General features: G+C 67.3%; 28 protein-coding genes. 15 read left to right on the top strand and 13 right to left on the bottom strand.

What is annotated here, in order from left to right; translation table 11 throughout:
• Window positions 1–123: 123 nt before the first annotated feature.
• On the top strand, window positions 124–1,104 hold the full coding sequence (locus tag ACM1PE_RS17470) for a GlxA family transcriptional regulator (protein WP_118932495.1): 981 nt from the start codon (window positions 124–126) through the stop codon (window positions 1,102–1,104).
• 5 nt (window positions 1,105–1,109) lie between these two features.
• Here the strand turns inward: ACM1PE_RS17470 and ACM1PE_RS17465 are convergent, their stop codons facing one another.
• Both ACM1PE_RS17465 and ACM1PE_RS17460 read right to left on the bottom strand, forming a co-directional pair.
• Entirely contained in the window at window positions 1,110–1,565 is a 456-nt protein-coding gene (locus ACM1PE_RS17465) for a GNAT family N-acetyltransferase (RefSeq protein ID WP_419340597.1), read from the bottom strand.
• Between the two features lie 15 nt (window positions 1,566–1,580).
• On the bottom strand, window positions 1,581–2,135 hold the full coding sequence (locus tag ACM1PE_RS17460) for a hypothetical protein (protein ID WP_059372532.1): 555 nt from the start codon (window positions 2,133–2,135) through the stop codon (window positions 1,581–1,583).
• Window positions 2,136–2,496: 361 nt separating this feature from the next.
• Between ACM1PE_RS17460 and ACM1PE_RS17455 the strand changes: the two genes are divergently transcribed.
• Entirely contained in the window at window positions 2,497–2,976 is a 480-nt protein-coding gene (locus ACM1PE_RS17455) for a thioesterase family protein (protein ID WP_251881867.1), read from the top strand.
• 27 nt (window positions 2,977–3,003) lie between these two features.
• Here ACM1PE_RS17455 and ACM1PE_RS17450 read toward each other — a convergent pair whose 3' ends face one another.
• Both ACM1PE_RS17450 and ACM1PE_RS17445 read right to left on the bottom strand, forming a co-directional pair.
• Window positions 3,004–3,879, bottom strand: a complete 876-nt coding sequence (locus tag ACM1PE_RS17450; protein WP_419340596.1) for a TauD/TfdA dioxygenase family protein — start codon at window positions 3,877–3,879, stop codon at window positions 3,004–3,006.
• Between the two features lie 14 nt (window positions 3,880–3,893).
• Window positions 3,894–4,862 carry a Bug family tripartite tricarboxylate transporter substrate binding protein gene (locus tag ACM1PE_RS17445; protein WP_118932492.1) on the bottom strand — a complete coding sequence of 323 codons (969 nt, stop codon included), beginning with the start codon at window positions 4,860–4,862 and terminating at the stop codon, window positions 3,894–3,896.
• Between the two features lie 94 nt (window positions 4,863–4,956).
• Between ACM1PE_RS17445 and ACM1PE_RS17440 the strand changes: the two genes are divergently transcribed.
• On the top strand, window positions 4,957–5,604 hold the full coding sequence (locus tag ACM1PE_RS17440; RefSeq protein WP_419340595.1) for an IclR family transcriptional regulator: 648 nt from the start codon (window positions 4,957–4,959) through the stop codon (window positions 5,602–5,604).
• 18 nt (window positions 5,605–5,622) lie between these two features.
• Here ACM1PE_RS17440 and ACM1PE_RS17435 read toward each other — a convergent pair whose 3' ends face one another.
• The gene (locus tag ACM1PE_RS17435; protein WP_059372543.1) at window positions 5,623–6,027 is read right to left on the bottom strand and encodes a RidA family protein; all 405 of its coding nucleotides are present in this window, start codon (window positions 6,025–6,027) and stop codon (window positions 5,623–5,625) included.
• Window positions 6,028–6,167: 140 nt separating this feature from the next.
• On the opposite strand from ACM1PE_RS17435, the gene ACM1PE_RS17430 reads away from it, so the two are divergent.
• Window positions 6,168–7,088 carry a LysR family transcriptional regulator gene (locus tag ACM1PE_RS17430; protein ID WP_306636665.1) on the top strand — a complete coding sequence of 307 codons (921 nt, stop codon included), beginning with the start codon at window positions 6,168–6,170 and terminating at the stop codon, window positions 7,086–7,088.
• Window positions 7,089–7,122: 34 nt separating this feature from the next.
• On the opposite strand, the gene ACM1PE_RS17425 is transcribed toward ACM1PE_RS17430, so the two are convergent.
• A complete protein-coding gene (locus tag ACM1PE_RS17425) occupies window positions 7,123–8,838 on the bottom strand; it encodes an N-acyl-D-amino-acid deacylase family protein (protein WP_059372546.1) in 1,716 nt (571 codons plus the stop codon).
• 28 nt (window positions 8,839–8,866) lie between these two features.
• A complete protein-coding gene (locus tag ACM1PE_RS17420; RefSeq protein WP_059372549.1) occupies window positions 8,867–9,877 on the bottom strand; it encodes a Bug family tripartite tricarboxylate transporter substrate binding protein in 1,011 nt (336 codons plus the stop codon).
• A 160-nt stretch (window positions 9,878–10,037) separates the two neighbouring features.
• Between ACM1PE_RS17420 and ACM1PE_RS17415 the strand changes: the two genes are divergently transcribed.
• Window positions 10,038–10,994, top strand: coding sequence for a LysR family transcriptional regulator (locus ACM1PE_RS17415; protein WP_118932489.1), 957 nt, complete (start codon window positions 10,038–10,040; stop codon window positions 10,992–10,994).
• A 27-nt stretch (window positions 10,995–11,021) separates the two neighbouring features.
• On the opposite strand, the gene ACM1PE_RS17410 is transcribed toward ACM1PE_RS17415, so the two are convergent.
• Window positions 11,022–11,483 (bottom strand): DUF1801 domain-containing protein, encoded by a 462-nt coding sequence (locus ACM1PE_RS17410; protein WP_059372553.1) that lies wholly within the window; start codon window positions 11,481–11,483, stop codon window positions 11,022–11,024.
• 126 nt (window positions 11,484–11,609) lie between these two features.
• Between ACM1PE_RS17410 and ACM1PE_RS17405 the strand changes: the two genes are divergently transcribed.
• Window positions 11,610–12,194, top strand: a complete 585-nt coding sequence (locus tag ACM1PE_RS17405; protein WP_059372555.1) for a class I SAM-dependent methyltransferase — start codon at window positions 11,610–11,612, stop codon at window positions 12,192–12,194.
• A gap of 22 nt (window positions 12,195–12,216) precedes the next feature.
• On the opposite strand, the gene ACM1PE_RS17400 is transcribed toward ACM1PE_RS17405, so the two are convergent.
• The 3 genes from ACM1PE_RS17400 to ppk2 all read right to left on the bottom strand — a co-directional run bounded on the left by ACM1PE_RS17400 (window position 12,217) and on the right by ppk2 (window position 13,921).
• Window positions 12,217–12,663 (bottom strand): SRPBCC family protein, encoded by a 447-nt coding sequence (locus ACM1PE_RS17400; RefSeq protein ID WP_419340594.1) that lies wholly within the window; start codon window positions 12,661–12,663, stop codon window positions 12,217–12,219.
• Window positions 12,664–12,798: 135 nt separating this feature from the next.
• Complete coding sequence (locus tag ACM1PE_RS17395) at window positions 12,799–13,053, bottom strand: hypothetical protein (RefSeq protein ID WP_059372561.1); 255 nt, start codon at window positions 13,051–13,053, stop codon at window positions 12,799–12,801.
• Window positions 13,054–13,099: 46 nt separating this feature from the next.
• Window positions 13,100–13,921 (bottom strand): polyphosphate kinase 2, encoded by an 822-nt coding sequence (ppk2, locus tag ACM1PE_RS17390; RefSeq protein ID WP_059372564.1) that lies wholly within the window; start codon window positions 13,919–13,921, stop codon window positions 13,100–13,102.
• A 245-nt stretch (window positions 13,922–14,166) separates the two neighbouring features.
• On the opposite strand from ppk2, the gene ACM1PE_RS17385 reads away from it, so the two are divergent.
• The 7 genes from ACM1PE_RS17385 to nadB all read left to right on the top strand — a co-directional run bounded on the left by ACM1PE_RS17385 (window position 14,167) and on the right by nadB (window position 22,127).
• Window positions 14,167–15,714, top strand: coding sequence for an efflux transporter outer membrane subunit (locus ACM1PE_RS17385; RefSeq protein WP_419340593.1), 1,548 nt, complete (start codon window positions 14,167–14,169; stop codon window positions 15,712–15,714).
• Complete coding sequence (locus ACM1PE_RS17380) at window positions 15,707–16,816, top strand: HlyD family secretion protein (RefSeq protein ID WP_419340592.1); 1,110 nt, start codon at window positions 15,707–15,709, stop codon at window positions 16,814–16,816. The genes ACM1PE_RS17385 and ACM1PE_RS17380 overlap by 8 nt, the downstream gene beginning before the upstream one ends.
• Window positions 16,806–17,864 carry a DUF2955 domain-containing protein gene (locus ACM1PE_RS17375; protein ID WP_419340591.1) on the top strand — a complete coding sequence of 353 codons (1,059 nt, stop codon included), beginning with the start codon at window positions 16,806–16,808 and terminating at the stop codon, window positions 17,862–17,864. Before ACM1PE_RS17380 ends, ACM1PE_RS17375 begins: the two co-directional genes overlap by 11 nt.
• Before the next feature lie 14 nt (window positions 17,865–17,878).
• Window positions 17,879–18,376, top strand: a complete 498-nt coding sequence (locus ACM1PE_RS17370; RefSeq protein ID WP_059372576.1) for a transporter suffix domain-containing protein — start codon at window positions 17,879–17,881, stop codon at window positions 18,374–18,376.
• A gap of 93 nt (window positions 18,377–18,469) precedes the next feature.
• Window positions 18,470–19,258: a PhzF family phenazine biosynthesis protein gene (locus ACM1PE_RS17365; protein WP_419340590.1), complete on the top strand. Its 789-nt coding sequence runs from the start codon at window positions 18,470–18,472 to the stop codon at window positions 19,256–19,258.
• Between the two features lie 146 nt (window positions 19,259–19,404).
• Window positions 19,405–20,544, top strand: coding sequence for a quinolinate synthase NadA (gene nadA, locus ACM1PE_RS17360; RefSeq protein ID WP_118934730.1), 1,140 nt, complete (start codon window positions 19,405–19,407; stop codon window positions 20,542–20,544).
• A 20-nt stretch (window positions 20,545–20,564) separates the two neighbouring features.
• Window positions 20,565–22,127: an L-aspartate oxidase gene (gene nadB, locus ACM1PE_RS17355; RefSeq protein ID WP_419340589.1), complete on the top strand. Its 1,563-nt coding sequence runs from the start codon at window positions 20,565–20,567 to the stop codon at window positions 22,125–22,127.
• Between the two features lie 34 nt (window positions 22,128–22,161).
• Here nadB and ACM1PE_RS17350 read toward each other — a convergent pair whose 3' ends face one another.
• Window positions 22,162–23,016, bottom strand: coding sequence for a helix-turn-helix domain-containing protein (locus ACM1PE_RS17350; RefSeq protein WP_059372584.1), 855 nt, complete (start codon window positions 23,014–23,016; stop codon window positions 22,162–22,164).
• 258 nt (window positions 23,017–23,274) lie between these two features.
• On the opposite strand from ACM1PE_RS17350, the gene ACM1PE_RS17345 reads away from it, so the two are divergent.
• On the top strand, window positions 23,275–24,057 hold the full coding sequence (locus tag ACM1PE_RS17345) for an alpha/beta fold hydrolase (protein WP_419340588.1): 783 nt from the start codon (window positions 23,275–23,277) through the stop codon (window positions 24,055–24,057).
• A gap of 66 nt (window positions 24,058–24,123) precedes the next feature.
• Window positions 24,124–25,431, top strand: coding sequence for a metal-dependent hydrolase family protein (locus ACM1PE_RS17340; RefSeq protein ID WP_251881845.1), 1,308 nt, complete (start codon window positions 24,124–24,126; stop codon window positions 25,429–25,431).
• Between the two features lie 141 nt (window positions 25,432–25,572).
• Here the strand turns inward: ACM1PE_RS17340 and ACM1PE_RS17335 are convergent, their stop codons facing one another.
• Window positions 25,573–25,755 (bottom strand): hypothetical protein, encoded by a 183-nt coding sequence (locus tag ACM1PE_RS17335; protein WP_124260413.1) that lies wholly within the window; start codon window positions 25,753–25,755, stop codon window positions 25,573–25,575.
• Window positions 25,756–25,767: the final 12 nt, after the last annotated feature.

Raw genomic sequence — 25,767 nt, 5'->3', positions numbered from 1 at the left:
CAAGCCGCCCTTGGCGCTACCCCGGATCTCATTCCGGTAAGTGTCACTGTATCGGGATCGCCGGCGATTTCAGATAGGCGATTGCGACAATCTTGAGGGTGGATTGCGACAGTTGGCAGGCGTATGCTTTGCAGGATGAAAAACGTCGCCTTCCTACTGCCCCTGGGGGCGAACATCGCCTCGCTGGAAACCGCCCGGCATGGCTTCCTGGTCGCCAATGAATACCTGGCCGCGCACGGGCGCGAACCCAGGTTCACGGTGCGCACGCTGGCCCTGACCCGCGAAGTCCGGCTGGACCAGGGCCGCATCACGGTGCAGGCCGACATGGTCCTGGCCGATGCCCACGACATCGACATCTGCATCGCGCCGCCGCTGCTGGGTTCGGTGTCCGACGCGGTGCTGTCCAACCGCGAACTGATCGAATGGCTGTCGCGCCATCACCGCGAGGGCGGCGAAGTCGCCAGCCTGTGCATGGGCGCCGCGCTGCTGGCGGCGGGCGGCGTCCTGGACGGCCAGCAGGCGGTGGTCCACTGGGTGGCCCAGAACCTCTACGCCAGCCTGTTTCCCAGCGTGCAATGGGTCAGCGACCGCGTCGTCATGGCGGACAACGGCATCTACACCAGCGGCGGCGCGTTCTCCGCGGCGCACCTGGTGCTGCACCTGATCGAAAAGTACACCGACCGCGACACCGCCATCTGGTGCGCCAAGTACTTCCAGCTGGACTGGAGCCGCCAGAGCCAGTTGCCGTTCTCGGTGTTCGTGGGCCAGAAGTCGCACGCCGACGAGGTCGTGCGCGCGGTACAGGATTACATCGAAGGCCGCTACACGGAAAAGATCACCGTCGAGGAACTGGCGGACCGTCATGCCATGGGACGCCGCACGCTGGAGCGCCGCTTTCGCCAGGCCACCGGCAACAGCATCGTCGAATACGTGCAGCGGGTGCGGGTGGAAGCCGCCAAGAAGCGCCTGGAGACCTCGCGCAAGAGCGTGGCCGAAGTCATGTACGAAGTCGGCTACAACGACACCAAGGCCTTCCGCGACATCTTCAGCAAGTATTGCGGCATGTCGCCGGTGGGCTACCGCGAGCGCTACCACTTTCAGTAGCGGCTTCAGCCCTGGTGCCGGTACACCCGCGTATCGCGCATCACAAAGCCCGCGGACTCGTACAGGTGGTGCGCGGACAGCCGGCTCGGGTTGGAGGTCAGGTCCAGCGTCTTGGCCCCGAGTTCGCGGCTTTTAACGATGGCGGCATGCGTCAGCGCCATGCCGACCTTCAGGCCGCGGGCCTGTTCGTCCACCACCACGTCTTCGATCCACGCCCGCACGCCGGTGGGAATGCGGAAGTGCACCAGCGTCAGCGTGCCGACGATGCGCTTGTCGCTGCCCATGGTGGCGATGAACAGGTGGGTGCACGGGCATCGGATGATCTCGTCCAGCGCCTCGCGCGTCAGCGGCGCCGCGGTTCTGGACAGTTGCGGCAAGAGACGGGCGAATGCCGCGACCAGCGCAGCGCTGGCCTGGGTGGCGAGCACGACTTCGACTTCATTTCCTGGAGGGGGCATCATGCTCTCCCGGGTGGGCTACCTGAGTGTTGTAGCCGACACTCTGTCCGGATACCAAGCGGTGAATTTCATCGCGCCGGCCAGCGCCGCCACCGTCACTGCGATGGCGACCGCCTGCGGCAACTGCGGCTTGTACAGCAGCAACGCGTCGGCCGCCACCATGCTCGCAAACGCCAGCGCCCAGGCTGTGGTCACGGCATAGTTCATGCGCGCGTAGCGGCGGTTCTTCCAGACGTATTCCGGTTCCTTTTCGCGTGCGTATTCCAGCGCGAACGGCCGGCGCAGCGCCAGGGTCAGCAACACCAGAAGCAGCATGCCGGCATCGACCCGCAGGCGCGCCTGGGCGATGGTCCAGGAATCCCCGTCCGCCATCGGGGCATACAGGGTCATCCCCAAGAACAGCAGCAGCGTGCCGGTTTCCAGGATCTTGATGCGCCGCTCGGGGCTGAGCCAGTCGCGCAGCACCAGCCCGGCGGATACGAAAGTGCCGGCGGCAAGCCCTTCCAGCACGCCGACGGTTCTTTCAATGATGACAAACACGATGAACGGCGCGAACGCCAGCAGGATATTCATCTTGGTTCCCCGACCTCGAGCGCGCGCCCCTGCGCGTTGTCAGCGTCGCCTTGAGAATCAAGACGCGAACTTGTCCATTTACGCCTGTCCGCCAGGGTGCGGGATATGGCGCAGTTCGACCATCGGCAAGGTGGCCGTGCGCATATGGACGATTGTTCCGGCGGCGCGGCGACGCATCGGCCGTCTGGCCGGCGCCGGCTGGCGCAAAGGATGAGTTCGATGGGCGATGGCCGGCACGGCTTGCGGTCCGCAGGGCGTACCGCCTTTGGCGGACTTCCCGCCGCGTAGTCGCAGGCGTTGCTCCATCAGCGGGCGTCGGCTATGGTCAAGGGCTTCGCCCAACCCTGCCCCCGAGGAAACCATGACATCAGTCCTTCCGTCCACGACCCTGAGCGTGGATCCAGCCTGGATCGACGAGTACGGCCACATGAACGCCGCCCATTACGTGGGCATCTTCGACCGCGTCGGCTTCCAGTTGTTGCGCGAGGTGGGGGTGGGGCTGGATTACACCGAGGCCACGCGCTGCGGCATCTACACGATGAACGTGCACGTGGCCTATTTGCGTGAAGTGCTGGCGGGCGATCCGCTGGCGCTGCGCATCCGCCTGCTGGAAGCGGACGACAAGCGCCTGCTGTGCCTGATGGAGTTGATGCAGACCCGCGACGGCTACGTCGCGGCCACGATGGAGCAGCTGTCACTGCACGTGGACCTGGAAACGCGGCGCGCCAAGCCGTTTCCGCCGGAGCTGGCGCAGCGGCTGGCGCGCACGGTCGCGGCGCACGCCGCCCAGCCGCTGCCGGCCGGCTACCGGCGGCTCTTGCCGCTGAAGCCGCCGCGTTGAGTCATCGCGCCTGACCGGCCCGACCGCTCAGCGCGCGACCGCTATCGGCCGGTCGCCCGAGATCGTGGTGCGGTGCATCTCGCGGTCGAAGCCGTCGTAGTCGTTCATGGCCAGGTGCTGGGTGCAGCGGTTGTCCCACAGCGCCAGCGAGCCCGGCGCCCAGCGGAAGCGGCAGGTGAACTCCGGCCGCGCCGCGTGGCGGTACAGGAATTGCAGCAGGGGTTCGCTTTCTTCCTGGGTCATGCCGTCAAAGCGCAAGGTGTAGGTGCTGTTCACGTACAGCGCCTTCCTGCCCGTGGCCGGGTGTACGCGCACCACGGGGTGGATCACCTCGCTCGTGGCGCGGTCGTCGGTGCGCACGTCCATCTTGTGGGCGGGGTCGCCATTGTTCACCACCGCGCCGCCCGCGCCATAGGAGCGCACCGCGCTGTGCACCGCGCCCAGCCCGTCCAGGATCTGCTTCAGCCGGTCCGACAGCGCGTCGTAGGCGCGGTACATGTTCGCCCACATGGTGTCGCCGCCGTAGGGCGGAATGACGCGGCCGTACAGCGCCGAGCCCAGCGGCGGTTCTTCGGCGTAGCTCATGTCCGTGTGCCACAGTCCGCCGAACAGGCGCCGGGTGGTTTCGGCGCGGCCCTTCATGACGGGCAGAATGGTGGGGTGTCCTTCCAGCGCCCGCACGAAGGGCACTTCCAGCAGCTCGCCGAAGCGCGAGCTGAAATCGATATGCTGCTGCGGCGTCAGCTGCTGGTCGCGGAAGAACACCACCAGGTGCTCGTGCAGCGCGTTGCGCACCTCGTCGAACTGGTCGTCCGACAGCGGCCGTGACAGGTCGATGCCGCGGATTTCGGCGCCCAGCGCGCCGGCTATCGGTTTGGTTTCCAGATGGCGATACGTGGTCATGCTTGTCTCCTTGCCTATTGAAGCTTGATCTGCGCCTTGCTCACCAGCGCGCCCCACTTGTCGGTTTCCGCCGCGATGTAGCGACTGAAGTCCGCTGGCCCTTCGGCCGAAATGATGCCGCCCATGGCGCCGATCTGTTCGCGCACGTCGGGCATGGCCAGCACGGCCAGCAGTTCCTTGTTCAGGCGCTCGATGATGGGCTTGGGCGTGGCCGCCGGCGCCAGCACGCCGAACCATCCGGCGATCTCGTAGCCCGGCAGGCCGGCCTCCGCCATCGTCGGCACGTCGGGCAGCTGCGGCGAGCGCGCCGTGCTGGTGATCGCCAGCGCGCGCAGCTTGCCGGCCTTCACCAGTTGCAGCGCCGACGGCATGTTGTCGAACATCATCGGCACGTGGCCCGCCACGGTGTCGTTCAAGCCCGGCGCGCTGCCGCGGTAAGGCACGTGGGTCAGGCGCACGCCTGCGGACGAGGCGAACAGTTCGCCCGCCAGGTGCAGCGAGGTGCCGGCGCCGGGGGTGGCGTAGTCCAGCGGCGCTTTCGACTTCTTCGCGTAGGCGATCAGTTCCTGCACCGAGCGCACCGGCAGCGCGGGATTGACCACCAGCAGGTTGGGCACGCTCATCAGCATCGTGACGGGCGCCAGGTCGCGCTGCGGCTTGTAGGGCAGGTCCGGATAGAGGGCGGGGTTGATGGAGATGGGGCCGATATTGCCCATCACGATGGTGTAGCCGTCGGCCGGCTGCTTGACCGCGAAATCGGTGCCGATGTTGCCGCCGGCCCCGGCCTTGTTCTCGACGATGACGGGCTGGCCCAACCGTTCGCCGAGCTTGTGGCTGACCAAGCGGGCCAGCATGTCGGTCGATCCGCCCGGCGGGTAGGGCACGATCCATTTGACTGGCTGCGCCGGCCAGGTTGCTTGCGCCGCGGCGGATCCCGTACAGAACACGAGACCCGCCGCCAAGGCGAGTGCGATGCGTTTCATAGCTATGTCTCCTTCCCGGGCTCGCCGGTCTTGCCGGGAGCGTCGTTTATGTGTATTGTTCACCTAGTGATCAATACGTTTAGTAGGTGAACGATTGAAGAATAATAGATCGATTCAACGGTGTCTATCCATCATGCGGGCCTTCCGCGGCAACGGCCGGCCCACGCTGGCCGAACTGGCGCGCGCCGTGGACCTGCCGCACGCGACCGTGCTGCGGTTTCTGCAGACGCTGGAAGAAGAGGGCTACGCGGCGCGCGAAGACAGCCGCTGGCGCCTTACGCCGCTGGTGTTCGAACTGGGTTTTGCCGCCATGGAAAGCCTGGGCGTGACGGACGCCGTGCAGGAGATCCTGCAGAACCTGGCCGACGCCTATTCCGGCACGTCCAACCTGGGCGAGGCCAACCCCGAAGGCGTGATCATCATCGGCCGCGCCATGGCGCCGGCCGAACGCCGCCGCCTGGTGGTGATGAACCTGCGCGTGGGCAGCGTGCTGCCGCCGGCCAGCGCGCTGGCCGGCGGCTTGCGCCTGACGCCGGGGGAGTGGACCCGGTTCGACTATCCGGACAGCAACCAGGTGTCGGTGGCCGTGCCCGTGCCGCAGGCCGGCTCGCGCCTGTTGTCGGTGGGGATTTCGGTGGCCGCCCCGGAAGTGGAAGGGAACCGGTTGGAAGCCGATATGGTGCCCGCCTTGCAGCAGGCGGCGCAGACCATCGCCGGCGTGATCCGGGTCGGCGTGGTGTGAGCGTGGCGGGGCGGGGGTTCAGTTTTCGGCAGCCTGCGGCAGTTTCGCGATCACCTTGATCTCGAAGTCGAAGCCGTATAGCCAGGTCACGCCCACCGCGGTCAGCGTCGGATGCGGCGCCTCGCCCCAGTACTCCGGCACCACCTGCCAGATTTTCTCGAACTTGGCCGCCGGATCGACCATGAATACCGTCACGTCGACCACGTCGTCGAAGCTGCAGCCGGCCGCCGCCAGCACGGCCTGCAAGTTGCGGAACGCAAGCCGGACTTGCGCCTGCAGGTCCGGCTCCGGCGTGCCGTCGTCGCGGCTGCCGACCTGTCCCGAAACGAACAGAAAGCCGTTGGAGCGGATCGCGGGGGAATAGCGGTTGCGTTCATACAGGGCCTGGCGGCCGGGCGGAAAAACGACGTCGCGTTGGGTCATGCTTATCTCCATCTGTGGGCCGCTTGCGGCCCGGCGTTAACGATGCAGGGACTGTAGGCGGCCGCGTCGCCGCGATAAACGGGCAAGTCCAGCCATCACTGTTTGTAGAATCCAAATAATCTGGAAGAGCGGGAGCAGAGATGGACCGTTTCGACGCGATGCAGGCCTTTGCCCGCGTGGTGGAAACCGGCAGCTTCACCAAGGCGGCCGAGACCCTGCACATGAGCAAGACCAGCGTGACGCAACTGGTGCAGCAATTGGAGGCGCGCTTGCGCGTCAAGCTGCTGAACCGCACCACCCGCAAGGTCAACGTGACGGCCGACGGCGCGGCCTACTATGAACGCGTGCTGCGGCTGCTGGCCGATATGGACGATGCCGAGACCAGCCTGTCCGGGGCCTCGGCGGCGCCGCGGGGGCGTTTGCGCGTGGACGTGCCCAGCCCGCTGGCGCGCCTGGTGCTGGTGCCGGCATTGCCGGCGTTCCACGCGCAGTACCCGGACATCCAGCTGGACATGGGCGTGAGCGACCGGATCGTCGATCTGATCGGCGAGAACGTCGACTGCGTGGTGCGCGGCGGCGAACTCGCCGACCAGTCGCTGATGGCGCGCCGCGTGGGCGATCTGCGGCTGGGCGTGTACGCGGCGCCGGAGTACCTGGAGCGCGCCGGCACGCCCGCGCATCCGCGCGAGCTGGAGGACACGCACCACCGCATCGTGGGCTTTCTATGGGCGCGCAACGGCAAGGCGCTGCCCTACGCCATGCGCCGCGACGGCGAGAGCATCAAGGTGCATGGCCGCCATGTGCTGGCGGTCGACGACGGCAACGCCTATCTGGCGGCCGGTCTGGCCGGGCTGGGCGTGCTCTGGCTGCCCGACTACATGTCCCGCGCCCACGTCGACAGCGGCGAGCTGGTGCCGCTGTTCCAGGACTGGCGCCTGGATTCCATGCCGATGTACGTGGCGTTTCCGCCTAACCGGCACGTGAGCGCCAAGCTGCGCGTGTTCATCGATTGGGTCGCCGGGCTGTTGGGGCAGTACACGCCCGAGCCGCCGCGCGCCTGAGCCTCGCGCGCGACCCGGACCGGCCTTGCCTTGTTCAAACCTGCTGGCTGCGTGCGCCGCGCAGCAGCTTGCCCGGCAGTTCGCCGGTGGCCGCCCCGCCTTCGAAGATCGGCAGGCCGTTGACCAGCGTGGCCACGTAGCCGTCGGCGCGCTGGATCAGGCGGCGGCCCCCGCCGGGCAGGTCGAACACCATCTCCGGGCAATGCACGCGTACCGCATCGGGATCGATGATGTTGACGTCGGCCTTGTAGCCAGGCTGCAGCAGGCCCCGGTCCAGCAGCCCGTACACGCTGGCGGTGTCGCGCGTCTGGCGCTTGACCACGTGCTCCAGGTCCAGCAGCGGACCGCGGCGGCGGTCGCGGGCCCAGTGGCTGAGCATGAAGGTGGGCATGCTCACGTCGCAGATGTAGCCGCAATGCGCGCCGCCGTCGGACAGGCTGTTGACCGTGTAGGGCTGCTGCATCAGCTGGTGCAGATGGTCCAGGTTCTCGTACGAATAGTTGAACGACGGGTAGTACAGGATGGCCTGGCCTTCGTTCTCCAGCATCAGGTCGTAGACGATCTCCAACGGCGCGCGGCCGCTGCGCTGCGCCATGGCGGCCACGCTTTCCTCGGGTAGCGGCTCGTAGTCGGGATCGCTGCCCAGCCGGTAGATCTTGTGGAAGCTGCTGAACAGCGTTTCGGCGCGGCGGTCCAGCAGGCCGCGCTGTTCATTCATGATGCGGCTGCGCGTGGCGGGGTCGCGCAGGCGGGCCAGCTTTTCCGCCAGCGGCAGGGCATGCAGCGCCTGGTAGCTGGGATGCGCGATGAACGGATGCAGTGTGCTCTGCCACGAAAACAGGATGCCCAGCGGACGTCCGCTGATGCCTGCCAGCAGCGGCACGCCTTCGCGGTGCGCCCGGTCCAGGCTGCTGGCGATCTGCTTCCACACATCGGGCGCAGCGTCGGTCTGCTGCAGGTTGAACAGCACGGGCAGGCGGTTGTGGCGCGCCAGCTGCTCCAGCCAGGGCATTTCGCCTTCCATGGCGGGATGGTTGGCGGTCATCTGGAACACGCCATGTCCGACTTCGCCCATGACCGAGCCCAGGGCGGTGATCTCCTCGCCGGTGGCGAAGGTGCCGGGCGGATACTTGCGCTCGTCGTACTTGTGCAGGAAGGTGCGCGAGGTGGAGAAGCCCACCGCGCCGGCCTCCAGCGCTGCGCGCACCACTTCGCGCATGGCGATCAGGTCGGCGGGCGAGGCCTCGTCGTGGTGGATGGCGCGTTCGCCCATCACATAGGCGCGCACCGCGCTGTGCGGGATCTGCGCGCCCACGTCCAGGGCCTTGGGGCGGCGGTCCAGCGCATCCAGGTATTCGGGAAAGGTCTCCCAGTCCCACTGGATGCCTTCGGAAAGCACCGAGCCGGGGATGTCCTCGACGCCCTCCATGACCTTGATCAGCCATTCGCGCCGCTCGGGCTTGACGGGAGCGAAGCCCACGCCGCAGTTGCCCATGATGGCCGTGGTGACGCCGTGCCAGGTGGAAGGGCTGAGGTACGGGTCCCAGGTGGCCTGGCCGTCGTAGTGGGTGTGGATGTCCACCCAGCCCGGGGCGACCAGGCAGCCGTCTGCGCGGATCTCGCGGCGGGCGGCGCCGGCCCGGCCTTCGGCCTGGACCACGCGTCCATCTTCGATCGCCAGGTCCGCCTGGTAGCGGGGCCGGCCCGACCCATCGACGATCGTGCCGCCGCGGATGACCAGATCATGCATTGCGCTCTCCTTTCGATACGCGCCGGGTTTATTGGAGGACCAGGCCGATGCGCTTGATCACCGCGCCCCAGCGTTCGCTGTCCCGCTGGACGATCTGCGAGAATTCCTTCGGTCCCGCGCCGCTGACCTCATTGCCCTGCGACACGATGCTCTGCGTCACTTCGGGTGTTTCCAGCGCCTCGCGGAACACCTGGGCCACGCGCTCCGCCAGCGCCGGCGGCATGTCGCCGGGGCCGAAAATGCCCTGCCAGCCGACGATGTCCAGCCCGGGTATGCCTTGCTCCTTCAGGGTGGGCAGGTCCGGCAGCACGCTCAGGCGGCGGTCGGTGGCCGGGCCCAGCAGCTTGACCTTGCCGGCGCGCGCGTTCTCCACGGCGGTGGCCGTGCCGTCGAAATAGACCTGGACGTCGCCCGCCAACAGCGCGCGGCTGGCGTCGGCGGTGCCCTTGTAGGGCACGTGCACGATGTCGATGCCGGTCTGCTGCTTGAGTATCTCGCCGTTCAGATGCGAGGTGGACCCGGGGCTGTAGGAAGCGAAGTTCAGCTTGCCAGGATTGGCCCGGGCGTAGTCGATCATCTGCGCCGTGGTCGAAAAGGGCGCGTCCTTGTTGGCGACCAGCACGGTGGCCGAGCGCACCACCTGGATGACCGGGGTGAAATCCTTCACCGGGTCGTAGGGCAGCTTCTTGTACAGATGCGGATTCTGCGTGTGCGTGACGACGATGGTGTAGAGCAGGGTGTAGCCATCAGGGCTGGCGCGGGCCACTTCCTGCGCGCCTATCATGGTGCCGGCGCCGGGCTTGTTGTCGACGATGACTGGCGCCCCGGTGCGTTGCGTGACCTTCATCGCCAGCATGCGCGCCAGCGCGTCCGACCCGGACCCGGCCGGAAACGGCACCACCAGGCGGATGGGCTTGCCGCCGCCCGGCCAGGGCGGGGCCTGCGTCACCGGCGCGGCCGTCGCCGAAAGACAGGCCAGGGCGCCCAGCATGGCAGCCCCGCCGCTACCCAACAGCTTCAAGAACGACTTGCGGTTCATATTGTCTCCTCCTGGGGGTAGGCAATGTCTGGCATTGCTCTGGAATGAGGTTCACCACAGGGCGCCGGCGCTGCAATTTTCCGTCGCGGCAAGTCTTTTGTAGTCTTGCCTTTGCGCTCAATCAAATGCATATTTGGCGCAATATTGATGAGAAAAATACATGAGCCTCACAATACGGTCGCTCCAGCACTACGCCGTGCTCGTCGAGGAAAAGCACTACTCCCGCGCGGCGCAGCGGCTGCATCTGACGCAGTCCGCGTTGACCCGCAGCATCCAGTCGCTGGAGGACTCGCTGGGCCTGGTGCTGGTGGACCGGGCGTCCACGGGCGTCACGCCCACGCAGGCCGGGCGCATGGTGCTGGAGCGCGCGCAGCGCATCCTGGCAGAAACCCGCGACCTGCGGCGCGAAGCCGAATTGATCCGCGGCCACGACACGGGCCGCGTGAATCTGGGCGTGGGGGCGTTTCCGGCGGCCGGCTTCCTGTCGCCGCTGCTGGTGCGCATCGCGCGCGAACATCCGGGCTTGAGCGTGCACGTCGAGATCGAAAGCTGGCAGCGCCTGCTGGACAAGCTGCAGCAGGACAAGCTGGATTTCGCGGTGGCCGTGACGCACAGCCTGCCGCCGCCCGATGACTTTTCGGTGCGGCCCTTGCCGCCGCAGCATGGCGGCCTGTTCACGCGCGCCGGCCATCCGCTGCAGGGCCTGGGCAAGCCGCGACTGCGCGCCGCGCTGGCGCAGTACCGGCTGGCCGCCACCGACCTGCCGCTGCGGGCGCGCGAGTACCTGGCCCGGCTGTACCAGGTGGCGCGCCCGGAAGACCTGCCCATCGCCTTCGAATGCGACAGCGTCGCTACGCTGCGCGAGGTGGCGCTGGGTAGCGACGTGGTGCTGTTCTGCACGCGCGAGGCCATCGCGGCCGAGCTGGCGCAGGGCGTGCTGGAGCCCTTGCCGCTTTCCTATCCCGCCGCCGGCCCGCTGACCTACAGCGTCATCCACCGCGCGCGCCGCACGCTGTCCCCGACCGCCGAGCGGGTCATCGAGCTGGTGCAGGACCTGCTGTCCGGCGCTGCCGGGCCGCAGGCCGCCGCCGGGAAGAAGCGCCGGGCACGGCGCTAGCATCCCGGCCCGAGGGCGGCTGAATGCCTACATCCGTTCGCCGGGCAGCGCGCTGGCCTGCTGCACCCAGTCCATGAACTGCGCTTCGTCCAGCTCGTCGTCCTCGCGGATGTCGAGATAACGCGTGTCCTGGCTCTTGGATGGCCCCGGCGGCACGGGCCGCAGCTGCGCGCCGCGAAAGAACGCTACCTTCACGTACTTGGTAAAGCAATGGATGCTCAGGAACCAGGCCTGGCCGTCCAGGCCATACAGCGGCGAGTTCCACTTGACCGCCTTCTGCACGCCGGGCGCGGCGCGCTCGATCAACGCGTCCAGGCGGCGTCCGAGATCGCTTTTCCAGCCCGGCATGGCCGCGATGTAGGCCTGCACCGGCGCGTCGCCCGCGCCTTTGGCGATCTGGGGATTGCCGCCGGACAGCAGGACGGGTTGCGAATCTGAATCTGCCTGCCTGCTGGTTTTCACCGATTTTGCGGGGGACTTTTCTGCCATGCACGGGCTCCTTTTGCTTGACCTCAAGTCGACTTGAAGTGAAAGACTATCTGCATTCCGGCACGCGGCGGACTGGAAGTGTTTTCTTGCCGCGGCCACTGACCAGCAACCTGGGAGTTCAAGCAGATGTGGGATGAACGCTACGCCGTTGAAGAATACGTGTATGGAACCGAGCCGAACGCCTTCCTGGCGGAAAACGCCGGCCTGCTTTGCGGGCCGGTGCTAAGCCTGGCCGAAGGAGAGGGACGCAATGCCGTCTTCTTGGCCTCGTTGGGTCTGGACGTGCTTGGCGTGGACGGCTCCGCGGTCGGACTGGCCAAGGCGCGCAGGCTGGCGGGGGCGCAGGGTGTATCGATCCGCACCGAAAAGGCAGACTTGGCCGAGTACGAGCCGCCGCTGGACTCCTTTGGCGCCGTCGTGTCGATCTTCGCCCACACGCCCAGCCATGTGCGCAAGAGACTGCACCGCCTGGCAGAACGGTCCTTGCGGCCAGGCGGCATCATCTTGCTGGAGGCATACCGGAAGGCGCAGTTCGGCCGTGGCACTGGCGGCCCCCCGGATGCGGACATGCTGATGGCGCGCGCGGACCTGGAGCAGGAGTTTCCGGATTGCCAGGTGCTGCTTGCGCGGGAAATCGAACGCGACGTCATCGAGGGCATATTCCACACGGGACCGGCATGCGTGGTGCAGTTCATCGCCAGAAAGAAGTGAAGGCGGGCGGCAGGCCCGCCCCTCACTCGGGAATCTCCGGTTCCACCAGCCGCATCAGTTGCGCCAGCGACTCCTGCCAGCCCAGATAGCACATCTCCGGCGGTATCGCCGCCGGTATGCCTTCCTGCACGATGCTCACCTCCGTGCCGCAGGCGACCTGCCGCAGCGTAACGGTGGTCTGCATGCGGCCGGGCAGGTTCGGATCGTCGAACTGGTCTGAATAACGGATCTTCTGGCCCGGCGCCAGTTCCAGGTATTCGCCGCCGAAGTCGTGGCTATGGCCCGTGCCGAAATTGCGGAACGACATCTTGTGCATGCCGCCGACCTTGGCGTCCAGTTGATGGACCTGGCAGGTGTAGCCGTAAGGGGGAAGCCAGCGCGCGATCGCGTCGGGCTCCAGGAAGGCCCGATAGATGCGTTCGGCCGGCGCGCGCATTACGCGGTGGAGGGTTACGGTTCCGGTAGTCATGGTGAGTCCGCCTTTCAGGAAAGTTGTGCGTACTGACACGACGTACGAGTTGACCGGAAATCGACAGCCGGAATCCTGGGACAAACCCTTAAAAAGCACATCTGGTCACGATTTGGACGGGTGCAATGCGGCCCCTTATTCGATGGGCTCGCGCATCACCAGCACCGCGATGGTGTGGTTTTTCCAGAACACCTGATGGATGCGGGGCGCGAGCGCACGCAGCTCCTCGGGACCCGTGCCGTCAAACGTCACCAGGACGGCTGGGCGCTCCCCCTCGCTCGGCACGCGCTGGATGCGGTCGAAGGACGGAAAGCCGTACTTCATGAGAAAACTCCGGATGTCCTCGTCCGAGGTGCTTTCTTCCACTTGGTTGATCAGCAGGGCAGCCATGATCGTTCTCCTTGGGGACTCCGCGGGCGTCGGAGGCGAGCGCCGCTCAGAATTTGGCGGGGACCATGCGCAACGGATGCCCCGGATCGCGGTAGCCGCCCGCCTTCTGCCGCTTGGGCAGCTTGACCTTGGCCCGCGGCATGCGCTTGTACGGAATCTGGGAGAGCAGGTGGCTGATGATGTTCAGGCGAGCCTTTTTCTTGTCGTCCGACTGCGCCACGAACCAGGGCGATACGCTGGTGTCCGTGGCCGCGAACATGTCGTCGCGGGCGCGCGAGTAGTCGTACCAGCGGCTGTAGGAATCCAGGTCCATCTTGGTCAGCTTCCAGACCTTGCGCTCGTCCGTGATGCGGGCTTGCAGCCTGCGGGTCTGTTCTTCCTCGCTGACTTCCAGCCAGTACTTCAGCAGGATGATGCCCGAGCCGATGATGGCCCGTTCAACCAGCGGCACGCCTTTCAGGAAGATCTTGACGTCGTCCTTGGAGCAGAACCCCATCACCCGCTCGACGCCGGCCCGGTTGTACCAGCTGCGGTCGAAGATCACGATCTCGCCCGCCGCCGGCAGGTGGGGCAGGTAGCGCTGCACGTACATCTGGGTTTTCTCGCGGTCCGAGGGGGCGGGCAGGGCGATCACCCGGAACACGCGCGGGCTGACGCGCTCGGTGATTGCCTTGATCGTCCCGCCCTTGCCGGCGCCGTCGCGTCCTTCGAAAAGGATGCAGACCTTGGCGCCCGTCTGGCTGACCCATTCCTGGAGCCTGACCAGTTCCACGTGCAGCCGGGCCAGTTCCTCGGCGTATTTCTTGCCCGAGAGCTTGGCTTGCGCCAGCGGTTTGTCCTCTGTTGCTGCTTTCTTCTGAGCGTTCATGACGGACTCCAGAATATGCTGCGCGGTAAGGGTGGGAGGGTTCGAATTTTTCACTGTAGCGCCGACCGTTGGCGCTTGTACACAAGCTCGCCGCAGCAGTACTTTTTATCTAGTGCCTGCGTCAAAACGATCCGCTGGCGGTAAGCGGAAAAGGTCAATAGAATCAATTCGCACGCCGCGCTTCGGCAAGGCTGGAGCTGCGTCGTGGACCTTGGCGGTTAGGCTCTACACGGACCCGATACCCGATGTCGCCGCTGACCTGTTCGAATCGGCTGTTGCTGATCGGCATGCTCTGCCTGGGCGGCTGCATGCGTGTGGGGCCGGACTTCGAGCCCCAGCGCACCAGCTGGGCGGCGGACTGGAGCACACCCGCGCTGCAGCAGGCCAGCCGCCAGCAATTGCAGCCGGACGCCCGGCAGTGGTGGCAGATCTTCGGCGATCCCATCCTGGAAGCCCTGATCGCCCAGGCCGACGCCAATAACGCGGGCCTGCGCATCGCCGGCCTGCGCATCATGGAAGCGCGCGCGCAGCTGGGCATCGCCCAGAGCGGGCGCTACCCGCAATCCCAGGTGGTCGGGGCCAACGCCCTTTACCAGCACCGGTCCTCGCGTTCGGCCGAAGGCAACCCGCGCCCCAGCAGCTTCTGGCAATACAGCGCCGGCTTCGACATAGGCTGGGAGCTGGACTTCTGGGGCCGGTTCAGCCGCGCCATCGAGTCGGCCGACGCCTTGTACTTCGAGGCCCAGGCCAATCGCGACGACGTGCTGGTGCTGCTGCACGCGCAGGTGGCCGAGAGCTACTACGCGCTGCGCACCGCCGAGGCGCGGCTGCGGATCGCCCGCGACAATGCCGCCATCCAGAAGCGCAGCTACGAAATCACGCAAAAGCTGTTCCGCAGCGGCGAAACCGACGAACTGGACCTGCAGCAGGCCCGCACGCAGTACCTGAGCACGCAGGGCACCATTCCCGAATTCGAAAGCCAGATCATGCGGACCCGCAACGCCCTGGCGGTCCTGGCGGGCCGGCCGCCCGGTCCCATGCCGGATCTGGACGACAAGACGGCGGAGGTGCCGCTGGTCGACCGCGCCGTGCTGCAGGACGTGCCCGCCAATCTGCTGCTGCGCCGTCCCGACGTCCGCGCAGCCGAACTGCGCATCGCCGCGCAGTCGGCGCAGGTGGGCGTGGCCGCGGCGGACCTCTATCCCTCCCTGACACTGCTGGGCAGCATCGCCTGGTCCGCCACCTCGTTGGCGGGCACGGCGGGCGGCGCCGCGCTGCTGGCCGGCCCCGTCCTCAGCTGGAACGTGTTCGACCATGGCCGCCTGCAAAACAATGTGCGGGTGCAGGACGCCCGGCTGCAGCAGTTGATCGTGGCCTACCAGGACGACGTCCGGCAGGCGGCGCGCGAAGCCGACGACGCGGCCAGCGGCCTGATCAAGGCGCTGGAACGCGACGGCATCCTGCAGCAGTCGGCGCAGGCCGCGGGGCGTTCGCTCACGCTGGCCAACGCGCTCTACCGCGAAGGCTATACCGATTTCCAGCGGGTACTGGACGCGCAGCAGGCGCTGGCCGTCCAGCAGGATGCGTACGTCGTGAACCGGGGCGGCGCCGTGAGCGACCTCATCGCCCTCTACAAGGCCCTGGGCGGCGGCTGGTATAGCGCGGAGCCGGTGCTCGACCCGGCGACCCGCGAACAGATGCGGCAGCGCACCGATTGGGGCGATCTGCTATCCGAACCGGCGCCTGCCTCCGCCGCCGCCGTGTCCGCGCAAAAGGTGCGATCCGATGAGTGACTCGCCGTCCCCGCCCGCCGCGGCCCCCGCGCCGGATCCCGCAAAAAAGGGCGTCCTTTGGACGGTCCTGTTCATCGTGCTGAGCCTGGCCTGGTATCTGCTGGCCGACCGCTATACGCCGTACACGCAGCAGGCGCGGGTGCAGGCCTTTGTCGTGCCGGTGGCCTCCGAGGTCTCGGGGCGCGTGACCCGGGTGTATGTGCGCAACAACCAGGACGTCGAGGCTGGCGCGGCGCTGTTCGACGTCGACCCGGAGCATTACCGCATTGCCGTCGACCGCGCCCGCGCGGACCTGGAGTCCACGCGCAGGCAGATCGGCGCCGGCACCGCGGGCATCGATTCGGCGCAGGCCTCTTTGCGCGCGGCGCAGGCCAACGAGCTGAAAGCCCGCCAGGACAGCACCCGGCTCGAAGGGTTATACCGCCAGGATCAGGGCACCGTATCGCTGCGGCGGCTGGAAATCGCGCGGGCGAATCTGACGCAGGCCATCAGCCAGGTCGCGGCCGCGCGCGCCGAGGTGCAGCGCGCGCGCGAACAGGAAGGCGGCAGCGAGGAAGACAACGCCAAGCTGCGCAGCGCCGCCGCCGCCCTGGAGAAAGCCGAGCTGGACCTGGCCAATACGCAGGTGCGGGCGCGTTCCGCAGGCTTGATCACCGACCTGCGCACCGACGCCGGGCAATTCGCAGCCGCCGGCAATCCCGTCATGACGCTGATCGCGATCCACGACGTCTGGATCAGCGCTGAAATGACCGAGAACAACCTGGGCCACGTGGAGCCCGGCACGCCGGTGTCCATCATCCTGGACGCGCTGCCCGGGCAGATCTTCAAGGGCCGCGTGCGCAGCGTCGGGTACGGCGTCAACGTGGGGCCGGGCACGCCGCCCGGCAGCCTGCCCACGGTGCAGAACAGCCGCGACTGGTTGCGGCCGGCGCAGCGCTTTCCAGTCATTGTGGAATTCGATCCCGGCGACTTGCCGGCCTTGAGCGGCGTGCGCGTGGGCGGCCAGGCCGAGGTCATGGCGTTTCCCAGTTCCGGCAATCCGCTCAACCTGCTGGGCCGCGCATACATGCGGCTGATGAGCTGGCTTTCCTATGCATACTGATCCCGATCCCCGCGGGCGACGCGCCCTGCGCGTGGGCGCGGGCACCGCCTTCTGCACGGCCATCAGCTACGGCCTGGCCCTGCCCATCCCCATGGTCGCGCCGGTGCTGGGCGTCATGCTGTTGGCATCGATGAACCGGCCCCTGTCGTTAAAGAGCGGGCTGGGCCTGCTGCTGATGGCGCTGCTTGCCACCGCGATCGGCCTGCTGCTGAGTCCCTTGCTGCGCTACTACCCTCTGAGCGGGGTGCTGCTCATCGCACTGTGCCTTTACTTCGCCTTCCGTCACGGCCTGCGCGGCGGCAACAACCTGCTGTCGACCTTCCTCATCATCGGGTTGACCATGATTTCCGCCGCCGGCACCGTCGACTTCGCGCTGGCCGCCCTGGTGATCGAAGCGCTGGGCAAAGGGCTGCTGGTCGCGGTCCTGGCGCTGGGCGGCTGCCATCTGCTGTTCCCGGAGCCAGCGGCCGCGCCCGCGCCGCCCGCGGCGCCGGTCCTGCCGCCGGACGCGGCCAGCCGGCTGGCCCTGCGGGCCGCGCTCGTGGTGATGCCGGCGTTCCTGCTGGCGCTGACCGACCCGCTGGGCTACATGCCCATCATCCTGAAATCGGTCAGCCTGGGGCGCCAGAGCTGCGTCACCGCCGCGCAGGGCGCGGCCCGCGAACTGCTGGGCTCGACCCTGCTGGGCGGCGCGCTGGCGGTCGCCTTCTGGTGCGCCCTGAGCCTGTTCGTGAACCTGTGGATGTTCTTTCTCTGGATGCTGCTGTTCGGCCTCATGGCCGCGCGCAAGCTCTACCGGCTGGTTCCGACCCGCCATCCGCCCAGCTTCTGGTTGAACACGCTGGTGACGCTCGTCATCCTGCTGGGCCAGTCAGTGCAGGACAGCGCCGCCGGCAAGGACGTCTACACCGCGTTCGCGGTGCGCATGGGCTTGTTCATCGGCGTCACGCTCTATGCCTGCCTGATGCTGCGCCTGCTCGAACCCCGGGCGCCGGACAGCCGGGAACCCCGTCGGAATCCTTCAACCGCAGTGCCCTCAGACGCTTGAATCAGGAGGCAGCCATGTCATTGCCAGACGAACCGGCCCCACCCTCGCACTCGGCGGGGTGGCGCTTCAAATGCGGGATCGGATTGTTCATCATCGCCTTCGCCCTGTGGTTCCTCCTTCCGGTGGCGGGCTATATGGACGTGCCGGGTCCGCGCATCGCCGCGTTGACCGGCACCATCTTCATCGCCAACAAGGTCTTGCTGCTGAGCTGCATCGCAGTCATGGGCAAGGAGGGCTTCCAGCGGCTGAAGTCCATCGTGTTCGGCCAGGCCAAGAAACTCGCTCCCGTGCAGAAGGTTGGCCCCGTGCGCCATGCCATCGGCCTGGTCATGTTCCTGCTGCCCATCCTGACCTCGGCGCTGGAACCGTACATAGACGAAATGTGGCCGGGCCTGCGGCCCAATCTGTGGCAGGCCCAGCTGGCCGGAGACCTCATGCTGATTGCCAGCTTCTTCGTGCTGGGCGGGGATTTCTGGAACAAGCTGAGGGCGCTGTTCGTGCGCACGGTCTAGCGGGCAGGGCGCCACGATCGAAGCCGGCGTTTTCGTAGGAAAATGCCGGCTCGCGTTCCGACGCGCAACTTCAGCCATCAACCAGGACCCGCCATGCCGCAACTCGACATCTATCAGGTAGACGCCTTCACTGCCGCGCCTTTCGGCGGCAACCCCGCGGCGGTCGTGCCGCTGCAGGCCTGGCTGCCGGACGAAACGCTGCAACGCATCGCAGAAGAAAACAACCTGTCCGAAACCGCTTACTTCGTGCGCAAGGGCGATGTCCACGAGCTGCGCTGGTTCACGCCCGCGGTGGAGGTGGACCTGTGCGGCCATGCCACGCTGGCGTCGGCCTGGGTGCTGTTCGAACAGCTGGGCGCAACGGAAGACGTGCTGCGCTTTGCCACGCGCAGCGGCGAACTGCAGGTGCGTCGCGCGGGCGACCGGCTGGCGATGGATTTTCCGGCCAAGCGGCCCGAAGCGCAGCCGATCCCGCCGGGCCTGCTGCAGGCGCTGGGCCTGCCGGGCGCGCAGGCGTTCTACAAGACGGACGACTACCTGGTGGTGATCGACGATGAATCGCGCATCGATGCCCTGAAGCCGGACTTCGCCGCGCTCGCGGGCTTCGACACGCGCGGCGTGGCGGTGACGGCGCCGTCTGGGCAGTTCGACTTCGTGTCGCGCTGGTTCGGGCCGCGGGTGGGCGTGAACGAGGATCCGGTGACCGGCTCGGCGCACACCTCGTTGGCGGCGTACTGGGCCCAACGCCTGGGCAAGCGCAGCCTGAGCGCGCAGCAGGGCGGGGCGCGCAAGGGGCAGTTGCAATGCGAGGTGCGGGATAACGGCCGGGTGATCATCAGCGGCCAGGCGGCGTTGTACCTGCGCGGCACGATCTTCATCTGAGGCTGGGCGGGGCGCAGCCCCGGCTCGCGGCGGCGTAACAAAAGAGACGTTGACACGGTTTATGCTCAACACTAGCATAAACCGTGCTCTTTTTTTGCCCAATAAATGCTCAATATGAGCATAAAATCTCGCGAGGAGACGCGTCCATGGACACCCCCAATCGCCGGTACGTCGAATTCGATCTGCCTGCCACACCGAGCTGCCCCAGCGCCGTCGGCCAGGCCTGGGCCCGCGTGCCCGAACCCTTGCCAGCCAGCGAACGCGCCGCCTGCGTGGCGCGCATACGCGAACTGCTGGCGCGGGAGCGCGCAGTGCTGGTCGCGCACTATTACGTCGATGCGGAGTTGCAGGAACTGGCCGAACAGACCGGCGGCTGCGTCGGCGACTCGCTGGAGATGGCGCGCTTCGGCCGCGACCATGAGGCCCGCACGCTGGTGGTGGCCGGCGTGCGCTTCATGGGCGAGACCGCCAAGATCCTGAGCCCGGACAAGCGCATCCTGATGCCGGACCTCGACGCCACCTGCTCGCTGGACCTGGGCTGTCCGGCCGCCGATTTCGCCGCCTGGTGCGATGCCCATCCGGACCGGACGGTGGTGGTCTACGCCAATACCAGCGCTGAAGTGAAGGCGCGCGCGGACTGGGTCGTGACCTCGTCGATCGCGCTGGACGTAATCGCCGACCTGCATGCGCGCGGCGAGAAAATCCTGTGGGCGCCGGACCGCCATCTGGGCGACTACGTGCAACGCCAGACCGGCGCCGACATGCTGCTGTGGCAGGGGTCCTGCCTGGTACATGACGAGTTCAAGGGCACCGAGCTGGAACTGCTTCGCGCCGAGCACCCGCAAGCCAAGGTGCTGGCGCATCCGGAATCGCCCGCCGCCGTGCTGGCGCAGGCCGACGTGGTGGGCTCGACCACGCAGCTGATCGATGCCGCGCGCAAGTTCGACGCGGAGCTGCTGATCGTCGCGACCGACCAGGGCATCCTGCACAAGATGCGCGCCGCAGCGCCCGGCAAGACCTTCCTGGCCGCGCCCACCGCGGGCAACAGCGCCAGTTGCAAGAGCTGCGCGCATTGCCCCTGGATGGCCATGAATGCCCTGGGCAACCTGGCCGGGACGCTGGAGCATGGTCGCAACGAAATCACACTGGACCCCGCGCTGGGCCTGCGTGCCAAGGCGCCGATCGACCGCATGCTGGACTTCGCGGAACGGCGCAAGCGCCGCGTGCAGGCCAGCGGCGACTTCGCGCGCGACACGGCGCTGTATGCCAGCGTCGGGCCGGCCTAGGGACTAGCGGAGGTCCGCTCATGGAATTCGACGTCATCATCATCGGCAGCGGCCTGGCCGGCATGGCCGCGGCGCTGGAACTGGCCCCGCGCAAACGGGTCGCCCTCGTGTCCAAGGGCGAACTGCGCGACAGCGCCAGCAACCGCGCCCAGGGGGGCATTGCCGCGCCGCTGGGCGCCGACGACAGCATCGAGGCGCACGTCAACGATACCCTGGTCGCGGGCGCCGGCCTGTGCGATCTGCCGGCCACGCGGAACATCATTTCCCGGGCCTGCGGCGCGATAGCCTGGCTGCAGGAGCAGGGCGTCGCGTTCACGCCGGAGCTCGGCGGATTGCATCTGACGCGTGAAGGCGGGCACGGCCTGCGCCGTATCGCGCACGCGGCGGACGCGACCGGCAGCGCCATCGTCGCGGCCCTGGAGGACCGCGTGCGGCGGCAAGCCGGCATCACGTTGCTGCAGGCGCATTGCGCCGTGGACCTGATCCTGGACGGCGCCGCAGGTACGGCTGCGGCGCGTTGCCGCGGCGTGCGCCTGCTGGACCTGCGCAGCGGACGGATTTTCGATGCGTCCGCCAGCCATGTCGTGCTGGCCACGGGCGGCGCGGGGCAGGCATACCAGACGACTACCGCGCCGCCGGCCGCGACCGGCGACGGCATCGCCATGGCCTGGCGCGCGGGCTGCCGGATCGCCAACATGGAGTTCACGCAATTCCATCCTACCGGCCTGCACCATGCGCAAGCGGGAGGATTCCTCATTTCCGAGGCGGTGCGCGGCGAGGGCGGCATACTGCGCCTGCCCGATGGCGCGCGCTTCATGCCGGCGTACGATGCCCGCGCCGAGTTGGCGCCGCGCGATATCGTCGCCCGTGCGATCCAGGGCGAAATGGAACGCCATGGACTGGAGTGCGTGTACCTGGATATCAGCCACCAATCGCCGGGATTCCTGCGGGAACATTTTCCTACCATCCAGGCGCGCTGCCTGGCGCTGGGCATCGACATCACGACGACTCCCATCCCGGTTGCGCCCTCCGCGCATTACACCTGCGGCGGCATCGTTGCCGACCAGGCCGGACGCAGCAATCTGTCCGGTTTGTACGCGGTGGGCGAAGCCGCCTGCACCGGACTGCACGGCGCCAACCGCCTGGCCAGCAATTCGCTGCTGGAGTGCGTGGTGACGGGACGGGCTGCCGCGCAAGACATCTTGGGCCAGGTGCCGGCCGATGTTCCCCATCGAACTCCGGCGGCCGACGCAACCGCCGTGCCGGCGTCGCCCGATCTGGCGCGGCTGCGGCGCGACCTGCGCCAGTTGATGAGCCGGGACGTGGGCGTGCTGCGCAGCGATGCCTCGCTGGCGCGCGCGGCCGCATTCATCGGTCCGCTGCGAGCAGAGACGGACGCGCGGTTGCTGCGCGAGGGCTTGAGCCTGGAATTGCTGGAGCTGCGCAACCTCGCCCTGGCGGCTGATCTCATCGTGCGGGCGGCGAGTGCGCGCGGTGAGAGCAGGGGGGCGCATTTCAACCGGGATCGGCCTGGCTCGGATGCCGTGGATTTGCGGCCGCGCGCGTCTGTCGCAACCGCGTAGGCGCGGGCAGGGCAGTTTCCGGCCGGCCGGCGGCTCAGGAAACCCCGGTCAGCAGATGCTGCGCGGCGCCCGTCGCCGCGCGCCTGAAACGCGACGGCGACACGCCCATGTGCTCGCGGAAGAAGCGGGAGAAATTGCCGGGCGTGGAGAAGCCCAGGTCCAGCGCCACGGAGGTCAGGGGCTGCTCCTGGTGTACCAGCAGGCGCACGGCTTCTTCGACGCGCACGGCGCTCCAGAAGACTTGCGGCGTGGTATTGAGCTGATCGCGGAACAGCGCGAAGAAATGGCCGCGCGACAGTCCCACGCGGCTGGCGACCTCTTCCGCCGTGATCGGTTCATGGGCGTGCTCGCGCATGTAGGCGATCGCCGCGCGCAGCCGGCGGTCCAGCGCCGGCGCCGCGGGCATCTGGTTGCGCGGGCGATCCGGCTCGATGGACGATTCTATCGCCGCTTGCAGCAGGGCCTCGACCTCGGCATCCAGGTCCGCGCCGGGGTGGTCCTGCGGCGCCACGATCTTGTGCAGCAAGCGCCAACAGCCCTGGCGCACCGCCGCGTCGATGGGCACGCCCGGCGCCGCGAAGTGGAAGGGGCGGCCCGTGGCGGCGCGCCGTTCGTCCAGCCAGGGCTTGGCGATGTAGAGCACCAGGAAAATGGCCGGGCCCGACCGTTCAAGCAGCCTGGCGTCGTGCGATTCGTACGTATTGGTGCCTAGCGCCAGATGTTCGCTGTAGGGGACCGGAGTCTGGCCGACATGGCCCTGCACGCGCGCGCCGCCCAGCCACAGGGCCAGCTGCACTTCCGCATGCGCGTGCGCGATCAGGTCGTCGCGCAGTTCCAGCACGACGGCGCGGCCGAACGCGCCTTCGTGCAAGGCGTAGGTCTCCTGCATCTCTGTCTCCCGTTTTTCTTATCGCCTCGCCGCGCAAGCCTGGGCTTGCGTGCGGGCGGGTGCGGCGCTTCGGGAATTTTATGGGCGTTTGCGCGCTTCTCCACGCTAGGTGTATTCACTAGGCACAAAATCTGACTCTGCGATAAGTCCGCGCACCCGGCGATAAGCGCGCCGCCGCCTGCGCCGATACAGTCCTGAAAAATCGTCGGCGCAATGCCGATGCAGACAGCGACTGTTCAGATAAAGGGAGACGGCGGCATGAGCACGCAACACGTCAACGGCATGGCCGTGGAGATCGACGGCGAGGGGCCGGCACTGTTGTGCATACACGGCCTGGGCGGTTCCTCGAATACCTGGACGCCCGTCATGGGCGCCTTCGACGGCTTCCGCGTGATCCGTCCCGACCTGCCGGGCAGCGCGCGCTCGGCGTTGGGCGAAAAGCGCCTGTCCATCGCTGTCTATGTGGACGCGCTGGCCGGACTGCTGGACGCATTGGACGTCGATGCGGCGCATGTCGCCGCCCATTCGCTCGGAACCATCGTGGCCCAGCATCTTGCCGTGGCGCATCCGGGCCGGGTCAAGTCGCTGGCCCTGTTCGGCCCGCTGGCCGCGCCGCCCGACGCGGGCCGGCCCGGCATCCGCGCGCGGGCGGCGCTGGCCCGCGGCGGCGATGCGGCCATGCAGGAGATCGCCGACGCCATCGTCAAGGCCGCGACCAGCGCCCAGACCAGGCAGGATCAGCCCGCCGTGCTGGCGCTGGTGCGCGAAAGCGTGATGCGCCAGCCGCCCGAAGGCTACGCGCAAAGCTGCGAGGCGCTGGCGGATGCACAGCCGGCCGCCGCGGAAACGATAGGCGTACCGGCTGTCCTGATTACCGGCGACCAGGACGGCGTGGCGCCGCCCGCCAACGTTGACGCCCTGGCCGCGCGCATCGCGGGCAGCCGCCGCATCGTGCTGGACGGATGCGGCCACTGGACCACCTACGAAAAGCCCCAAGCCTGCATGCAGGCCCTGCGGGAGTTCCACGCGGCGCTGCGCTAGGCCACGTTTTCCAGGCGTTTCAACATAAGAAATCGGCCCCTCGACGCGGGCCGGAGGAGACCTGTCATGTCCAGAATTGCCATTACCAATGTCGCCATCTTCGATGGCAGCGGCATGGAACCTTTTCAAGGCGAAGTGTTGATCGATGGCGCGCGCATCGCGCAGGTCGCGCGCGCGCCTGAGCAGGTGAGCCGGGAGGGCGCGCGCCTCATCGACGGGCGCGGCCGCTTCCTGATGCCCGGCATGACGGAAGCGCACACGCATTTCTCCTGGAACGACCAGCCCACGCTGGCGGCGATCCAGTTCATGCCGCCGGAGGAGCACATTCTCTGGTGCGTGCGCGTGGCCAAACGCTATCTGGAAATGGGCTGGACCTCGGCCATCGGCGCGGCTGCGGCCAAGCCGCGCCTGGACGTGGTGCTGCGTAACGCCATCAACGCCGGCGAATGCCCGGGGCCGCGCTACCTGGCCGGCAGCCAGGAGATCACCACCATAGGCGCGCTGGGCGACAACTCGCTGCCGCACATGCCGTTCGACGAGCTTAGCTTCGGCAGCGTGTGCTGTGGCCCTGAAGAGATCCGGCGCTCGGCGCGCACCTTCATCAAGTACGGCGTCGATCACTTGAAGATCAACCTGTCGGGCGAGTACATCGCCGGCCTGCCGGCCGAGATGTCGCCCTTTGCCGAAGACGAGATCGCCATGCTGGCGAACGAGGCCAAGCGCTATGGCAAGCGTGTCGCGGCGCACGCGCGCTCCAGCGAGTCGGTCAAGCAATGCGTGCGCCACGGCATCGAGATGATCTACCACGCCAGCTTTGCCGATGAAGAGGCGCTCGACATGCTGGAAGCCAGGAAAGACAGCCACTTCGTCGCGCCGGGCATAGGCTGGCTGATCAGGACGGCCTTCAACGCGTCCGAGTACGGCATCACGCCCGCCATCGCCGAGCAGATGGGCTACAAGCGCGAACTGGAAATCGCCTCGGAGTCGCTGCGCAAGATGCACAAGCGGGGCATCCGCATCCTGCCCGGCGGCGACTACGGCTTTGCCTGGATGCCGCATGGTACCAACGCCCGCGACCTGCAATACTTCGTGGACTACATCGGCATGACCCCGACCGAAGCGCTGGTGTCCGCCACTCGGCTGGGCGGCGAGATCATGCAACGCCCGCACGAATTGGGCATGCTGCGTCCCGGCTATCTGGCGGACGTGGTCATGGTCGACGGGGATCCGCTGAAGGATCTGTCGCTGCTGGTGGATCCGGAGAGGATCTTGCTGGTTGTGAAGGATGGGGAGGTGTGCAAGGACAGTCTCCGGCACGATGCGGACGCGGAACTGCTGACTGCCGAAGACAGGGATGCGGCCTTAGTACATTGACCGACGCGGCGTTACATACACAAGGAGTTGGAGCGCGCAGCGTCGGGACCTGAGCATTCGTAGCGAGCTTGCATTATTGAGCTTGCAGATCAATTTCCGCGAACAGATTCACCACGGGCGGAAGAAATGCAATCGGGAGTGTCATTCCTCGGCATCTTTGTCCATTGCTTCAAATTGGGCAAAGACGTGGCCCGCAGGAATGACGTTTCCCTGCGATATTTCGCGCCGGCCTCGATCGATTAGCTTGAGCAGGGCATAGGCTTCCGCCTTATCCCCGCTGCGATTGCAGTATGGAATCGCCTGGTCTTGATGCGAGCGTTTCACGGCATGGGCCTC

Origin of the sequence: Achromobacter sp. PD1 (assembly GCF_048541815.1) — a bacterium.
Classification (GTDB): Bacteria; Pseudomonadota; Gammaproteobacteria; order Burkholderiales; family Burkholderiaceae_B; genus Achromobacter; species Achromobacter bronchisepticus_A.
Note: the sequence above shows the minus strand (reverse complement) of the source record. Positions and strands in the feature narration are given on the sequence as shown.

What these genes read in the sequence shown, in the direction of transcription:
- ACM1PE_RS17470 (WP_118932495.1), top strand. Translation starts at nt 124, where the DNA reads ATGCTTTGCAGGATGAAAAACGTCGCCTTCCTACTGCCCCTGGGGGCG.
- ACM1PE_RS17465 (WP_419340597.1), bottom strand. Translation starts at nt 1,565, where the DNA reads ATGATGCCCCCTCCAGGAAATGAAGTCGAAGTCGTGCTCGCCACCCAG.
- ACM1PE_RS17460 (WP_059372532.1), bottom strand. Translation starts at nt 2,135, where the DNA reads ATGAATATCCTGCTGGCGTTCGCGCCGTTCATCGTGTTTGTCATCATT.
- ACM1PE_RS17455 (WP_251881867.1), top strand. Translation starts at nt 2,497, where the DNA reads ATGACATCAGTCCTTCCGTCCACGACCCTGAGCGTGGATCCAGCCTGG.
- ACM1PE_RS17450 (WP_419340596.1), bottom strand. Translation starts at nt 3,879, where the DNA reads ATGACCACGTATCGCCATCTGGAAACCAAACCGATAGCCGGCGCGCTG.
- ACM1PE_RS17445 (WP_118932492.1), bottom strand. Translation starts at nt 4,862, where the DNA reads ATGAAACGCATCGCACTCGCCTTGGCGGCGGGTCTCGTGTTCTGTACG.
- ACM1PE_RS17435 (WP_059372543.1), bottom strand. Translation starts at nt 6,027, where the DNA reads ATGACCCAACGCGACGTCGTTTTTCCGCCCGGCCGCCAGGCCCTGTAT.
- ACM1PE_RS17430 (WP_306636665.1), top strand. Translation starts at nt 6,168, where the DNA reads ATGGACCGTTTCGACGCGATGCAGGCCTTTGCCCGCGTGGTGGAAACC.
- ACM1PE_RS17425 (WP_059372546.1), bottom strand. Translation starts at nt 8,838, where the DNA reads ATGCATGATCTGGTCATCCGCGGCGGCACGATCGTCGATGGGTCGGGC.
- ACM1PE_RS17420 (WP_059372549.1), bottom strand. Translation starts at nt 9,877, where the DNA reads ATGAACCGCAAGTCGTTCTTGAAGCTGTTGGGTAGCGGCGGGGCTGCC.
- ACM1PE_RS17415 (WP_118932489.1), top strand. Translation starts at nt 10,038, where the DNA reads ATGAGCCTCACAATACGGTCGCTCCAGCACTACGCCGTGCTCGTCGAG.
- ACM1PE_RS17410 (WP_059372553.1), bottom strand. Translation starts at nt 11,483, where the DNA reads ATGGCAGAAAAGTCCCCCGCAAAATCGGTGAAAACCAGCAGGCAGGCA.
- ACM1PE_RS17405 (WP_059372555.1), top strand. Translation starts at nt 11,610, where the DNA reads ATGTGGGATGAACGCTACGCCGTTGAAGAATACGTGTATGGAACCGAG.
- ACM1PE_RS17400 (WP_419340594.1), bottom strand. Translation starts at nt 12,663, where the DNA reads ATGACTACCGGAACCGTAACCCTCCACCGCGTAATGCGCGCGCCGGCC.
- ACM1PE_RS17395 (WP_059372561.1), bottom strand. Translation starts at nt 13,053, where the DNA reads ATGGCTGCCCTGCTGATCAACCAAGTGGAAGAAAGCACCTCGGACGAG.
- ppk2 (WP_059372564.1), bottom strand. Translation starts at nt 13,921, where the DNA reads ATGAACGCTCAGAAGAAAGCAGCAACAGAGGACAAACCGCTGGCGCAA.
- ACM1PE_RS17385 (WP_419340593.1), top strand. Translation starts at nt 14,167, where the DNA reads ATGTCGCCGCTGACCTGTTCGAATCGGCTGTTGCTGATCGGCATGCTC.
- ACM1PE_RS17380 (WP_419340592.1), top strand. Translation starts at nt 15,707, where the DNA reads ATGAGTGACTCGCCGTCCCCGCCCGCCGCGGCCCCCGCGCCGGATCCC.
- ACM1PE_RS17375 (WP_419340591.1), top strand. Translation starts at nt 16,806, where the DNA reads ATGCATACTGATCCCGATCCCCGCGGGCGACGCGCCCTGCGCGTGGGC.
- ACM1PE_RS17370 (WP_059372576.1), top strand. Translation starts at nt 17,879, where the DNA reads ATGTCATTGCCAGACGAACCGGCCCCACCCTCGCACTCGGCGGGGTGG.
- ACM1PE_RS17365 (WP_419340590.1), top strand. Translation starts at nt 18,470, where the DNA reads ATGCCGCAACTCGACATCTATCAGGTAGACGCCTTCACTGCCGCGCCT.
- nadA (WP_118934730.1), top strand. Translation starts at nt 19,405, where the DNA reads ATGGACACCCCCAATCGCCGGTACGTCGAATTCGATCTGCCTGCCACA.
- nadB (WP_419340589.1), top strand. Translation starts at nt 20,565, where the DNA reads ATGGAATTCGACGTCATCATCATCGGCAGCGGCCTGGCCGGCATGGCC.
- ACM1PE_RS17350 (WP_059372584.1), bottom strand. Translation starts at nt 23,016, where the DNA reads ATGCAGGAGACCTACGCCTTGCACGAAGGCGCGTTCGGCCGCGCCGTC.
- ACM1PE_RS17345 (WP_419340588.1), top strand. Translation starts at nt 23,275, where the DNA reads ATGAGCACGCAACACGTCAACGGCATGGCCGTGGAGATCGACGGCGAG.
- ACM1PE_RS17340 (WP_251881845.1), top strand. Translation starts at nt 24,124, where the DNA reads ATGTCCAGAATTGCCATTACCAATGTCGCCATCTTCGATGGCAGCGGC.